The organism is Mycobacterium sp. shizuoka-1 (assembly GCF_002723835.1).
Classification (GTDB): domain Bacteria; phylum Actinomycetota; class Actinomycetes; order Mycobacteriales; family Mycobacteriaceae; genus Mycobacterium.
In genome coordinates this window covers 38,440-51,281 of sequence record NZ_BEWG01000050.1, presented here as the reverse complement: position 1 = coordinate 51,281, position 12,842 = coordinate 38,440, and the positions used below count along the sequence as shown (strand labels likewise).

General features: G+C 67.2%; 14 protein-coding genes and 1 tRNA gene. 8 read left to right on the top strand and 7 right to left on the bottom strand.

Annotated elements, in window-relative coordinates; all coding sequences use genetic code 11:
- Positions 1-22 precede the first annotated feature (22 nt).
- The gene (locus tag MSZK_RS15755; RefSeq protein WP_099249329.1) at positions 23-334 is read right to left on the bottom strand and encodes a hypothetical protein; all 312 of its coding nucleotides are present in this window, start codon (positions 332-334) and stop codon (positions 23-25) included.
- Between the two features lie 162 nt (positions 335-496).
- On the opposite strand from MSZK_RS15755, the gene MSZK_RS15750 reads away from it, so the two are divergent.
- The 3 genes from MSZK_RS15750 to MSZK_RS15740 are packed head-to-tail and all read left to right on the top strand — an operon-like array spanning position 497 to position 2,819.
- The gene (locus MSZK_RS15750) at positions 497-1,507 is read left to right on the top strand and encodes a YncE family protein (protein WP_099249367.1); all 1,011 of its coding nucleotides are present in this window, start codon (positions 497-499) and stop codon (positions 1,505-1,507) included.
- On the top strand, positions 1,504-1,758 hold the full coding sequence (locus tag MSZK_RS15745; protein WP_099249327.1) for a DUF5703 family protein: 255 nt from the start codon (positions 1,504-1,506) through the stop codon (positions 1,756-1,758). Before MSZK_RS15750 ends, MSZK_RS15745 begins: the two co-directional genes overlap by 4 nt.
- Positions 1,758-2,819, top strand: a complete 1,062-nt coding sequence (locus tag MSZK_RS15740) for a quinone-dependent dihydroorotate dehydrogenase (protein WP_099249325.1) — start codon at positions 1,758-1,760, stop codon at positions 2,817-2,819. The genes MSZK_RS15745 and MSZK_RS15740 overlap by 1 nt, the downstream gene beginning before the upstream one ends.
- Here MSZK_RS15740 and MSZK_RS15735 read toward each other — a convergent pair.
- Together MSZK_RS15735 and MSZK_RS15730 are read right to left on the bottom strand one after the other, a co-directional pair.
- A complete protein-coding gene (locus tag MSZK_RS15735) occupies positions 2,816-3,346 on the bottom strand; it encodes a YbhB/YbcL family Raf kinase inhibitor-like protein (RefSeq protein ID WP_099249323.1) in 531 nt (176 codons plus the stop codon). The genes MSZK_RS15740 and MSZK_RS15735 overlap by 4 nt on opposite strands.
- A 25-nt stretch (positions 3,347-3,371) precedes the next feature.
- Positions 3,372-4,751 (bottom strand): M20/M25/M40 family metallo-hydrolase, encoded by a 1,380-nt coding sequence (locus MSZK_RS15730; protein WP_233211340.1) that lies wholly within the window; start codon positions 4,749-4,751, stop codon positions 3,372-3,374.
- A gap of 60 nt (positions 4,752-4,811) precedes the next feature.
- Between MSZK_RS15730 and MSZK_RS15725 the strand changes: the two genes are divergently transcribed.
- Together MSZK_RS15725 and MSZK_RS15720 are read left to right on the top strand one after the other, a co-directional pair.
- A complete protein-coding gene (locus MSZK_RS15725; protein ID WP_142389937.1) occupies positions 4,812-5,501 on the top strand; it encodes a sensor domain-containing protein in 690 nt (229 codons plus the stop codon).
- Positions 5,502-5,649: 148 nt separating this feature from the next.
- Positions 5,650-5,735, top strand: a tRNA-Leu gene (locus MSZK_RS15720).
- A 34-nt stretch (positions 5,736-5,769) separates the two neighbouring features.
- Here MSZK_RS15720 and MSZK_RS15715 read toward each other — a convergent pair.
- Positions 5,770-8,295, bottom strand: a complete 2,526-nt coding sequence (locus MSZK_RS15715) for an FG-GAP-like repeat-containing protein (protein WP_158230589.1) — start codon at positions 8,293-8,295, stop codon at positions 5,770-5,772.
- Between the two features lie 312 nt (positions 8,296-8,607).
- Positions 8,608-9,087 (bottom strand): YkgB family protein, encoded by a 480-nt coding sequence (locus MSZK_RS15710; RefSeq protein WP_099249365.1) that lies wholly within the window; start codon positions 9,085-9,087, stop codon positions 8,608-8,610.
- Positions 9,088-9,393: 306 nt separating this feature from the next.
- Here MSZK_RS15710 and MSZK_RS15705 point away from each other — a divergent pair, with 306 nt between their 5' ends.
- Together MSZK_RS15705 and MSZK_RS15700 are read left to right on the top strand one after the other, a co-directional pair.
- Positions 9,394-10,032, top strand: coding sequence for an RNA polymerase sigma factor (locus MSZK_RS15705; protein WP_099249315.1), 639 nt, complete (start codon positions 9,394-9,396; stop codon positions 10,030-10,032).
- Positions 10,029-10,268, top strand: a complete 240-nt coding sequence (locus MSZK_RS15700; protein WP_233211339.1) for an anti-sigma factor — start codon at positions 10,029-10,031, stop codon at positions 10,266-10,268. Before MSZK_RS15705 ends, MSZK_RS15700 begins: the two co-directional genes overlap by 4 nt.
- 26 nt (positions 10,269-10,294) lie before the next feature.
- Here MSZK_RS15700 and MSZK_RS15695 read toward each other — a convergent pair whose 3' ends face one another.
- Positions 10,295-11,239, bottom strand: a complete 945-nt coding sequence (locus MSZK_RS15695) for an AraC family transcriptional regulator (RefSeq protein WP_099249312.1) — start codon at positions 11,237-11,239, stop codon at positions 10,295-10,297.
- A gap of 107 nt (positions 11,240-11,346) precedes the next feature.
- Between MSZK_RS15695 and MSZK_RS15690 the strand changes: the two genes are divergently transcribed.
- Positions 11,347-11,895: a DUF417 family protein gene (locus MSZK_RS15690; RefSeq protein ID WP_099249363.1), complete on the top strand. Its 549-nt coding sequence runs from the start codon at positions 11,347-11,349 to the stop codon at positions 11,893-11,895.
- Here MSZK_RS15690 and MSZK_RS15685 read toward each other — a convergent pair.
- Complete coding sequence (locus tag MSZK_RS15685; RefSeq protein WP_099249310.1) at positions 11,840-12,826, bottom strand: TerC family protein; 987 nt, start codon at positions 12,824-12,826, stop codon at positions 11,840-11,842. The genes MSZK_RS15690 and MSZK_RS15685 overlap by 56 nt on opposite strands.
- Positions 12,827-12,842 lie beyond the last annotated feature (16 nt).

The following is a 12,842-nucleotide window of genomic DNA, read 5'->3' as shown; positions in this document are numbered from 1 at the left end:
CCGTACTGGATGTTGCTGATGTTCAGCGGGCAGGCCGCGGCACCGGCTGGGCGGCGGCCACCGCGTCGCGCACGGCTGCGGTCAGGCTGCGCTCATCGTCGACGTCGAAATCGGTGAGGCTGCGGGTGGCGGTCGCCACCACGTCTTCTTCGTGCGGCACCGGACCGACGAGCCGGGGGTGATACACCTCGACCAGCAATTGGCCGCGGTGCACCTGGAAAGAGAAACTGCGGCCATCGCCGAGGTGCCCGAACCCGCTGGCGAAAACGCCAGTGGAAATGTCCTCGATAGCAAACTCGCGTCCGTCGGACTGCGGAGTCACGGCCAACGTCATCTGGCCACCATAACGCGAGTTACGGCGCCTGAGAAGACAAACTTCGCGGAATGTCTCCGGCGCGCCCGCATAGACTTGCTGATCGACAGAGGGCGACTTGATCGCTCGATCGTGAACACGTCCGAGGGCTACCCATTGCCAAAGCTCGTAAACCGGGCCGGTTTGCGCAGGTCGACCGCCGTGTTCGTGGCGCTCGCCGTGCTTGCGGCCGGATGTTCCTCAAACCCGCTGACCGCACCGCCGCCGACGATCACTCCGGCTGCGCCCGCGGTGTCCCCGCCGCCGTCGACACGCCCGGCCGGTGAGTTGCTGCCACTGGCCGGACGGCCCGCGGCCGCGATCTTCGACCAGCACACCGGGACATTGGCCGTGTTCAGCCCCGGGGCGGACCCCCAATCGGCGGCGACGCTGACGTTGTTTTCGGTGTCCGGCAGCACCCGCGAGCTCACCCTGCCCGGCCCGGCCACCGCGATCGCCGGTGACGGCAACGGAGCGGCGTACCTGTCGACCCGCGGCGGCTATTTCACCGTCGACCTGGCCGCCGGCACCGCGGCACCGGTGTCCATCAACGACGAGACCGGCACCGACTTCACCGCCATCGCCCGGCGGGCCGACGGGCGGCTGGTTCTCGGCAGCGCCGACGGCACCGCCTACACGCTGGGGTCGGAGACCGCGGTGGCGGAGAAGGTGAAGATCTTCGCGCGGGTCGACGCGATCGCCGCCGACGGGAACAACGCCGTCGTCCTCGACCGCGGCCAGACCTCGGTGACGTCCCTGAACAGCGATGGCCGCACCCAGCAGGCGCTGCGTGCCGGCGAAGGAGCGACGAACCTGGTCGCCGATCCGCTGGGCCGGGTCCTGGTGACCGACACCCGCGGGGGCCAGCTCCTGGTGTTCGGGGTCGATCCGCTGATCGAGCGACAGGCCTACCCGGTACCGCAGGCCCCGTACGGGCTGGCCGGATCCAAGGATCTGGCCTGGGTTTCACAGACCGCGACGAACACCGTGGTTGGTTACGATCTCAGTACTGGTATCCCTGTGGAAAAGGTGCGCTACCCGACCGTGCAGCAACCGAACTCGCTGGCCTTCGACGACACGTCCGGCACGCTCTATGTGGTGTCGGCGGCCGGTGGCGGCGTCCAGGTGATCCGCAACGCGGCCGGTGCCCGGTGAGTGCGGCGCACCGGGGCCGGATGCCGGCCAGCTGGGAAGTCGAACTGTCCGACGATTACGAGTGGATCCCACTGCGGTTGCCGCCGGACGTCACCCGGATCAGCGCCTCGACCCGGCTGTCCATCGAGGCCGAGTACCGCGGCTGGGAGTTGACCAGAGTGCGGCTCTACACCGACGGAAGTCGACGAGTGCTGTTGCGGCGCAAGAAATCCCGCCTCAATGGCCAGACCGCCGACCAGCCCGAGCTGTGATGTACGCCGCGCTGCGCCGTGCACTGTTCCTGCTGCCCCCCGAGCGCATCCACACCCTGGTGTTCGGCGCCCTGCGCACCGCCACCGCCACCGAGGCGACCCGCCGCGCGCTGCGCCGCCGGCTCGCCCCGTCCGATCCGGTGCTGGCCAGCACGGTCTTCGGGGTTCGGTTTCCCGGCCCGCTCGGACTGGCGGCCGGCTTCGACAAGGATGGTCTGGGGCTGAACACCTGGGGCGCACTGGGATTCGGTTACGCCGAGGTGGGCACCGTGACCGCCCAGCCGCAGCCGGGCAATCCCCAACCGCGGCTGTTCCGGTTGCCGGAAGACCGGGCGCTGCTCAACCGGATGGGATTCAACAACCACGGCGCCGGCGCGCTGGCGCTGCAGTTGGCCCGCCACCGCCCCGAGGGGCCGGTCGGCGTGAACATCGGCAAGTCGAAGGTCACCCCGCCGGAGTCGGCCGCCGAGGACTACCGCTCCAGCGCCCGGTTACTCGGACCGTTGGCCGACTACCTGGTGGTCAACGTCAGCTCCCCCAACACGCCGGGATTGCGCGACCTGCAGGCGGTGGAGTCCCTGCGCCCGATCCTGTCGGCGGTGTTGGCGGAGACCGCCACCCCGGTGCTGGTGAAGATCGCTCCGGACCTGTCCGACGAGGACGTCGACGCCGTCGCCGACCTCGCCGTCGAGCTGGGCCTGGCCGGCATCGTTGCCACCAATACCACGATCTCGCGGGCCGGGCTGCGCACTGCGGGCGTCGATCAGCTCGGCCCGGGCGGGATCTCCGGCCCGCCGGTCGCGGCGCGGTCGCTGGAGATCCTGCGCCGGCTGTACCACCGCGTCGGCACCGAGCTGGTGCTGATCAGCGTGGGCGGCATCGAAACCGCCGACGACGCCTGGGAGCGGATCACCGCCGGAGCCACGCTGCTGCAGGGCTACACCGGGTTCATCTACGGCGGCGGCACGTGGGCCAAACAGATTCACGACGGCGTCGCCGCCCGCCTGCATGCGGGCGGCTTCGCGTCACTGAGTGCCGCGGTCGGGTCGGCTGCGACCTAGTTTTGCTCGTAGGTGCCGTGAATGACCGCGCGGGCAATCGAATTCATGAACAGGTTGAATCCGAGGTAGGCCGGGCTGGCGTCCTCGGTGAGCTCCAGCTTTTCCACCTTCACCGCGTGTACGGCGACGAAGTAGCGGTGGTAGCCGTGCCCGGCGGGCGGGGCCGCGCCGAGGAAGCGGCGGATGCCGGCGTCGTTGACCAGGGTCAGCGCGTCGCCGGGCAGCACCGAGCCGTCGCCGACGCCGGCGGGCAGTTCGGTCACCGTGGCCGGCAGGTTGGCCACCGCCCAGTGCCAGAACCCGGAGGCGGTCGGGGCGTCGGGATCGTAGACGGTGACGGCGAAGCTGCGGGTCTCCTCCGGGAAACCCGACCAGCTCAGCTGCGGCGAGACGTCCTCGCCTCCGGCGCCCATGATGCCGCTGACCTGAGCGTTTTTCAGCGGCCGGCCGTCGGTGATGTCGGCACTGGTCAGCGTGAAGCTGGGCAACGACGGCAGAAAGTCATACGGGTTGTAGTCAAAAGCCATGAGAGGGCGATCCTTTCGAGGTAGGTCAGCAGTTTCTCAAGAAAGACTCGAGCACCTGGACGCCGAACTGCAGCGATTCGACGGGTACCCGCTCGTCGACGCCATGGAACAGCGCCGCGAAGTCCAGCTCCGGCGGCAACCGCAGCGGGATGAATCCGAAGCATCGGATACCAAGGCGGGCAAAGGCTTTGGCATCGGTCCCGCCGGACAGCATGTACGGGACGGTGCGGGCTTCCGGATCGACGGCCAGCAGCGCGGCGTTCATCGCATCGACCAGGTCGCCGTCGAACGTCGTCTCGTACGACGGCAGATCACGCTCCCAGGAGCGGGTGACGTCGGGGCCGATCAACTCATCGATCTCGCGCTCGAAGGCTTCCTTGCGCCCGGGCAGCACCCGGCAGTCGATCACCGCCTCGGCGGTCTGCGGGATCACGTTGGCCTTGTAGCCGGCCTTGAGCATGGTGGGGTTGGCGGTGTCGCGCAGGGTCGCGCCGACGATGCGCGCGATGCCGCCCAGCTTGGCGATCGTGCCGTCGAGATCCGGCGAGGCCGGGTCGAAGCTGTAGCCCGTCTCCTCGGCGACCGCGGTGAGGAATTGCTCGACGGAATCGGTGAGCACCAAAGGGAATTGGTGCCGGCCCAGCCGGGCGACAGCCTCGGCGACTGCGGTCACGGCATTGTCGTCGTGCACCATCGAGCCGTGTCCGGCGCGGCCGCGCGCGATCAGCCGCATCCAGGACAGGCCCTTTTCCGCGGTCTCGATCAGATAGAGCCGGCGCTCCCCGCCGTCCTTGTGCGGCACGGTCAGCGAGAAGCCGCCCACCTCGCCGATGGCCTCGGTGATGCCGTCGAACAGGTCGGGCCGGTTGTCCACCAGCCACTGGGCGCCGTAGGTGCCGCCGTGCTCCTCGTCGGCGACGAATGCGAAGACCAGGTCGCGGGGTGGGACGATGCCGGCCCGCTTGAAGTGCCGGGCGACGGCGATCATCATCCCGCACATGTCCTTCATGTCGACCGCGCCGCGGCCCCAGACATAGCCGTCGGCGACGGCGCCGGAGAAGGGATGCACGCTCCAGTCGGCGGGCTCGGCGGGGACCACGTCGAGGTGGCCGTGGATGAGCAGGGCACCGCGGCTGGGGTCGGCGCCGGGCAGCCGGGCGAACACGTTGCCCCGGCCGGGCGCCCCGGACTCGACGTACTCGGTGGCATATCCGACGGCGGACAACTGCTCGGCCACCCAGAGGGCACACTCCGCCTCGCCCTTGGTGGTCGCCAACTCACCGGTGTTGGAGGTGTCGAACCGGATCAGGGCGCTGACGAGATCGACCACCTCGTCGACGGGTTGTGTCACAGTCCCCTTTCCTACCACTGGCGCCGCCCGGCCGTCGCCGCGGTGGTCGCGCATTATCACAAGTTTCCCTCCAACCCCTCGCGCAACACGCCGAAGTAGGGTTTGATTTACCGGGTGACCCCCCGCCTGCCTGTGATCGCGGCACTGTTGTGCGTGTCGGTCAGCGGCTGTTCGGCCATCACGGCAGGCACCGCGATGCCCGCCGGGCAGGTGCCGCTGACCAGCCCCGATGCCTTGCCCGCGCTGTTGTTGCCGGCACCCGACGTCGGCGCGGCACTGTCCAGCGACGACGTCGTCGTCACCACCGACGTGGACAAGGCCTGGAACGACAGCGCACACTTCGCCGACGTGAACTGCCTGGCCATTGCCGGTGCCGCCCAAAAGGGCGTGTATGCCGGCAGCGGATCGACCGCCGTGCACGGTCAGGTGCTGCGCGAGCCACCGACCGCACCACGGTGGTCGCACTACGCCGTGCAGGCGGTGGTGTCGTTCCCGACCGCCCAGGCCGCCGCGGAGTTCTTCACCGCGTCGCAGCGGGGCTGGGCGGCCTGCTCCAACCGGGAGCTGAACTACGCCCAGCCCATCGGCCCGCCCCAGGTGTGGTCGGTCGGTGCGACCAGCACCGACAACGACGTGCTGGCGGTGTCGCGGGTCCAGCAGAGCCCGCAGCGCTGGGCCTGCCAGCGCGCGCTGACCGTGCACAGCAATGTCGCGGTGGACGTCGAGGCGTGCAGCCTGGACGGGCCGACCGCGGCGGCCAGCGCGATCGCCGGCCAGATCGCCGGTCGACTGCCAGCGGCATAGGCGGGCCGCGCGCCCCTCGCCCGCCGACGACAGTAACGCCAGGGCGCGATTCGGCCCCGAACGTCACCGTGGCGTTACTCTCGGCGGCGGAAGCGGGGTCATTTGGGGCTCGGGACGGTGGTCCGATACCCTTAAGCGCCCAATGCGGGTCCGAGTGGCGGAATGGCAGACGCGCTAGCTTGAGGTGCTAGTGCCCTATTAACGGGCGTGGGGGTTCAAGTCCCCCCTCGGACACAGAACAGGCAGGCGGCCCGCCGCCGAGCCCAGATCAATCGCCGACCTGCACGACGCTGGTGGTCCAGCCGGCGCCCATCCGAGTCGGGGTTGCCGAAAAGCCGCCGGCACCATTACCGAGATAGGCGGAGAGCTCACCCGTCTTGGCGATCGCCGCCAGATCCACTTTCCCGTCCCCGTTCATATCGCCCGCACCCAGTAGATACGGGACGGCGATCGGATTCAGGGCCACGCCGGTGTCTTCGCCCTTGGCGGTCACAAGTCCGCCTGCCCCGTTACCCCGGTACAGGAAGACCCGACCGTCATTGCGCCGTCCGATGAGATCGGATTTGCCGTCACCCGTCGCGTCGCCCACCGCGACCACGGTGAAAGTCGTCCAGGCCTGGCCGATCTGACGCGGGACGCCGAACCCGGTGCCGGTGCCGGAGGCCAGCCACATCGTGCCGTCGGGTCGTTGATCGAGCAGATCCACCTTGCCGTCACCGTCGAAGTCTCCCGGGGTCGTCATGTCGGACAGCGCCATCGCGGATGGCGAAGAAAGGATGTTCACCAACGGTGGCAACGCGGCGCCCTTGGTGAACGTGCCGTTGCACGCCCCGGTCCACACCTCCAGGGAGTTCATCGCGGTCCTGCCCAGCAGGTCGGGCTTGCCATCGCCGTTGACGTCGCCGGGCAAAAGCAGCTCACGGTACTTGTTGAGCCAGCCGGTGGCCACCCCCTTGGGAGCATCGGGAGCCCAGTTACCGTTGGTTCGCGCAAAGAACAGCAACTGGCCGTCCGAACCGACGGCCAGCATGTCGTCAGTGCCATCGCAATTGAGATCCTGTGCGGAAACGGCCGACGCGGGAGACGCCGGAAACACCTGACGCACCAACGTCTCCAGCTGGGCTCGCGCCGAGGCGACCTGGGCCGGTGTGCGGTTGTTGTCGACGAACGACGGGAACAGGCCATTGGCCACCGCCATGGTGTCAGCCTGCCTGCCGTTGGCCGCCAACAGATTCATGATCTCGTTGTCCTCGCGGCCGTCTCGGAAACGCTTGAGCCGCAGGGATTCAGCCGGGATCGGAGTGGTGCCGCCGATCTTTGCCTGATTCCACTTGTAAAAGAGGTTGCCGTCACCGTTCATCCCGGTGGCTTCCCCGGCCGCCGTGTACTGGCAGTTGGTGGGCTGCGTGCCGGAGCACAGATTCCATGCTTGGGAGTAGGAGCCGGTCGCGTTCCAGTAATGCTCTCCACTGATACCGACGCGGAATCCCTGCCACCCCATCGCGCGAGCCTCCGAGTTCGGCTGGTCGATGCCGAAGCTGGGCCTACCGTTGTACAGGGCGTTGTCAAGGTAGGCAGCGTTGCAGCCGCCCGACATGCAGCTGGTATACGCCCAGAACTCACGCCCCGCCGAAGCGGCCTTCCACTGCTGGAACCAAGTCACCTTGCCGTCGAGGTCCGTGACGATGGGCACCGCCGTCTGCGTTCGGCTTTCGAGATAGCCGGGGTCTGTCGTCGGCTTAAGGTACTGCGGGATCTGCTGCAGTTTGAGCCCGGGGTACGACGCCAATGCCGTGGTATACCAGCCCGAGCAGTCGGCGGTGGTCGCCTCGTCGCACCAGAACCGGCCGGCGTCTGCTCTGCCGAGCGAGGTCAACGCGCTGCGCCAATCGGCGGCGTTCGCGAAGTGGGTGATCGGGATTGTGGTGAGGCGAGCGCCAGCCAGGGGCACCTTGGGGTCGGTGCCGTTCAGCAGTGGGCCCAGGACCCCGGCCCCGGTGGCGGGGCTGAAACCGTCTGGGACAAGGGAAATTCGGTCGTTGAGCCCGAGTTCGGCCAGCTGCTGGTAGGTAGACCAGCCGCCGACGTCATTCGTGTGGACGAACACTTGCGACTGCATGGTCGAGGTCGACGGGATCGCGACGTTGAGCACCTCGACGCTCAACGGGATCATGACCAATGTCGTTGCGCCGGATTTGACGAGGATCGACCCGGTGTAGGTGCCGGCCGTTGCGGTGGCGGGAATCAGCACATCGATCCAGGCGACGCGGTTTTCGTTGGCGGGCACGACCGTTGGGAACGCGGCCCGGTCCTCGTTTACCAATTGGTCGCGCTCGGGGATGAGCGCGTCAGGGATACGGCAGTCCCCCGAGCAGGTTCCGGCTGCGTCGCGGGGGAACTCGGCCTTCATCTCGCCATCGCTCATCGTCGTGAGCTTGTAATAGTCCTCCCGGTAAAACCGGACGTTGCCGGCAGGGATGCTGGCGCCCTTCGGGCCGGTCAGGGAAGTTCCCAGCGACACCGACATCGCGTCGATCGGAGAGGCACCCGCGGCCACTTTCACCTGGAACGATTCGTATTCGTTCTTCGCAGCAGTGAGCTTGACGGTGTTGGCACCCCGGGCGGTCGAGGTGGGCAGCACAAGGCTCATCGAGTCGAAGACGTCGACGGTGGCCCCGGACGGTAAGTCGAAACCCACTGCCGCCGAGGGACTGACCTCAGACAGGCATACGCCGATCACCACGACGAGGACACCGACACGCCGCGCGGTGGCCGCGCGACCTACGGCAGTCATGAGACGTGTCAGGGCCAGTCGGCCCACTACGACGTTCGCGTGCCTGACCATGAACCCTCCGCGCCCCCGGACCGCAGCTGACCAATCAGCTACCGGAATGGTATGGCGCCGGATAGCTAAATCCCGCGAATATCCCCGGCGTTTCGCCTCTGACGATAGGGAGCCCTGTGCTTCCGACAAATAGCCCAGTCCACCCATACCTCCGTGCTGATCGGTGCTCTATCGGGCCGATCATCTTGCGGCTCATAACGATTGCGGTGATGCGTCCGGGCAAACGACGATGGATCACTTTTAACAGCGGCCGGTGGCGTCTCACCGGTCGAGGTCGGCGCGCACCGCTTCCGCCGCCGTCCACACCGCAATGCCCAGCAGCGCGATGTCCTTCACCAGGAACTGACCGGTCGAGGAGAGGACCGGGAAGCCGCCTGCCGACTGCTCGCCGATGTCCGGTGTGGTGACCAGAAAGCTGAGCGTGGCGCAGAACAGCCCGATCGCCGCGACGCTGCCGACCAGCGACACCTTCGGCCACCACGGCCTGACGGCGAGCAGCGCCGCTGTCGCCAACTCGACAACGCCGAGGATCGCCGAGAACGTGGTCACCGAGAAGATGCCGTAGACCCAGCTCATCAGCGGACTGTTGACCACCAGCGGCTCGATGCCGTGGGCTTCGTACGCGGTGAACTTCAGGGCCCCGATCCACGCGATCACGATCACAAGGCCGTAGCGCGCCGCAAGCGCACCGACGGTCGCACGTGCGTCGGTCCGATGGACCCGGGTGGCGATGGCGGTCATGGCGAAACCTTTCTGCACGAGGAGTCCCTACGACACCTGGGTGCGCCTCATCCCTTCGACCGTTACGTCGCCGCCCCGGCGTAACGGCTTCGCACCGGCAGCGCACTGTTGTCAGACAGCGGGAAAGGGAAACGCGATGGGGCAACCACACTATGACTTCACGGGCCTGCGGGCGCTGTTCGTCAACTGCACCCCGCGACACATCGACTAGAGCGTCCCGGCGCAGGCCCACGCGGGTTGGACCGGCGGGCCCGAGAACCATTCCGCCAATCCGGAATACCGCTGAGGCGATAGTATTTCGTCCCGATGATCGGGACGGAAGACGACGAGTCCTCGCTGGTGGCCTCGCTGCGCGCCGGCGACGAGCGCGCCTTTGCCGCGCTGGTCGACCGCCACTCCCCTGCCCTGTTACGGGTGGCGCGCGGCTACGTCCGAACCAGCGAAGCCGCCGAGGAAGTCGTCCAGGAGACCTGGATCGCCTTGATCAAGGGCATTGCCAAGTTCGAGGGCCGATCATCCCTTCGCACTTGGCTTTTCACGGTCATGATCAACATCGCCAAGACCAGAGGACTGCGCGATCAACGGGCCGCCGACGCGGAGGCGGCCGCCTTCGCAGGGGCCACCGTCGACCCGGCCCGGTTCCGGCCGGCCGGCGACCCGGACTGGCCCGGACACTGGACGAATCGCGGCGCGCCGGTGCCGTTCCCGGACACTCCCGAGGGGTCGGTTCTCGGGTCCGAGCTGCGTGCCGTGGCGCGCCGCGAACTCGACAAGCTTCCCGATCGCCAACGCACGGTCGTCACCTTGCGCGACATGTTGGGCTTCGACTCCGGTGAGGTGTGCGACATGCTGGACCTGTCCGTGGCCAACCAGCGCGTGCTGCTGCACCGCGGTCGCGCGGCCATCAGACAGGCGCTCGAGGACTACCTGCGGGAGGCGCCGTGAGCACTGAACCGATGGACTGCAACGAGCTCGTGGAGCTGGTCACCGGTTACCTCGACGGATCCCTCGACCCGCAAACCCGGGCGCGCTTCGACCTGCACCTGCTCGGCTGCGACGGCTGCGACGCCTACCTTGCGCAGTTCCGGGCCACGATCGACACCGTTGGCACGCTCGGCGGTGAGCAGCTTGACCCGGCGTTCCGGAACAAGCTGCTGAACGCCTTCCGCGACTGGAGCTGACGCCGCGGCCCGCGCAGCTCGACACGTCAGTCGCCGGCTGTCGCGCTGTCCGCCCGGCGGCGCCGTTGATTGCGCCGGAAGCGCGCCGGCGTCGTCCCGACCTCGGCACGGAAGGCGCGGCCGAATGCCGACTCGGATTGATAGCCCACTTGCCCCGCGACGGCGGCGATCGTGGCGTCGCTGGCCATGAGGAGTTCCGCCGCAGACATCACACGGACCCGCACCAAGAAAGCGCCCACCGTCATCCCCGTTTGCTGTCCAAAACGACGCAGGAATGTCGCTCGCGACATGGCCGCGACGCGACAGAGCCGATCGATGGTCCAGTGAGCACCCGGCCGATCGAGGACGCGCTCGATGGTCTCGGCAATACCAGGATCGGCCGCCGCGGTCCACGAGGCGGGCCCGGTGGTGGCATTCGACGCCGACCTCAGCACCATCGTCAGCAACGCGGTAGCCAGGGCCGACAACATGGCGCCGGTGCCGTTCCCTTCGCGCTGTGCTTCTGCGCGCATCATCACACTCAACATTTCCAGCGTCTCCGCGCCGTCGGCGGGTGGCCCGAGCGAAACGTGCAGCGGATCAGGCAGGCTGCGGAACAACACCGCACCCGCACCCGCATCGATCAGGTAGTGCCCGCAGAACAAGTCGACGACCGGCGCCCCACCGCGCGTGCTGTGAGTGGTGACGAACGCCTGACCGGTGGTCTCCACCGTGCCGTGCCTGCGACCGCCGCCCGGTGTGATCACCCGGTGCGGCGCCCCACTCGGGATCACCACCACGTCTCCCGGCCGCATCTGCAGGGTGGTGGCGTTCACCTGCAGCTCACACTCGCCGTCGAGCAAGACATGGAACGGCACGCGAAACTCCGGGTATGCCGCGACATCCATCCGCGTGGTGCTGCCCAGTAAACAGCGCCTGTCGACGGCGGCACCGAGGTGGGTCATGCTCAACAAGCGGCTGATCGCGTCCATGATGAGACTTTCAGGCTGAAATCCGAGACTATTCGATCTATTTGTACCAGTCCTCGCCGCCTACGTTTGAGAGCATGACCGAACGCATCAACCCCGAGGCCACTGAGATGGCCACTGGCAGAACAGACCTGGCCCGCAATGCGCGGCGCGCGCTCCCGGCCACCGACCTGCTGGCCGCCGCCCTCCTGCGGTACGGCCTTGTCGTCGTCATCGGCTGGATCGGCCTGCTCAAGTTCGCTCACTACGAGGCACACCAGATCGCACCCCTGGTCGCGCACAGCCCGTTCATGGGATGGCTGTACCGCGTATTTCCGGAATACACGTTCTCGGTACTGCTCGGCGTCATGGAGGTCAGTGCCGCGGTACTGCTGGCGGCCAAACCCTTAGCACCACGCATCTCGGTGATCGGGAGCCTGCTGTCGATTGTGCTGTTCATCTCGACGATCAGCTTCCTGTTCACCACACCGGGGATCAGCGAACCGGCCGGTGGCGGCTTTCCGGCAATCACACTGCTTGCCGAGTTTCTGTTGAAAGACCTTGTCCTGCTGGGTGCTTCGCTCTGGACGCTGGCCGACGCCATCCGGTCAGGATGGCCCGCCGCTACGACGGCGAGCTCGTCCGCCCCCTGGTTTTGGCCAGGCTCGCCACAGTGGTGATCGCCAGCACCACCCCGATCACGCTGATCGACATCCCGGTCGAGATCTCCGGAACCGCAACGTGCTCACCGCCGTTGATGAACGGCAGGCTGTTCTCGTGCAGCGCATGCAGCACCAGCTTGACACCGATGAACGCCAGGATCAGCGACAGGCCGTAGGACAGGTAGACGAGCCGGTCCAGCAGGCCCCCGATGAGGAAGTACAGCTGCCGCAGCCCCATCAGAGCGAACGCGTTGGCGGTGAAGACGATGTAGGGCTCTTTGGTCAGGCCGTAGATCGCCGGGATCGAATCCAACGCGAACAGCACGTCGGTGAATCCGATGGCGATGAGCGCCAACAACATCGGGGTGACGGTCCGCTTGCCGTCGAGCTTGGTGAGGAACTTGTCGCCGTCATAGTCGTCGGTGGTCGGCACGAAGCGGCGGACCAGCGCGATGATGCGGCTGTCGCGTTTCTCCTCGACCTCCTGCTCGTGGCCGGCCTCCTTGGCGAGCTTGACGGCGGTGAGCACGAGGAAGATGCCGAAGAGATAGAACACCCAACTGAAGGTGCTGATCGCCGCGGCGCCGACGGCGATGAACCCGGCGCGCATCACCAGCGCCAGCACGATCCCGATCAGCAACAGCTTCTGCTGAAACTCCCGCGGTACCGCGAACGTGCTCATGATGACCGTGAAGACGAACAAGTTGTCGACGGAGAGCGCCTTTTCGGTGACGTAGCCCGCGAAGTACTCGCCGGCGAACTCACCACCCCACTGCCACCAGACGACGAAGCCGAACACCACCGCGAGCCCGATATACACCGACGACCAGATCGCCGACTCTTTGAACGTCGGTTCGTGCGGCACTCGCACGTGGGCGTAGAAGTCGAACACGAACAAGCCGATGATCACCGCGCAGGTGATGGCCCAGACCGTTGTCGTCACGTCCATGACGCCATTATCCGGT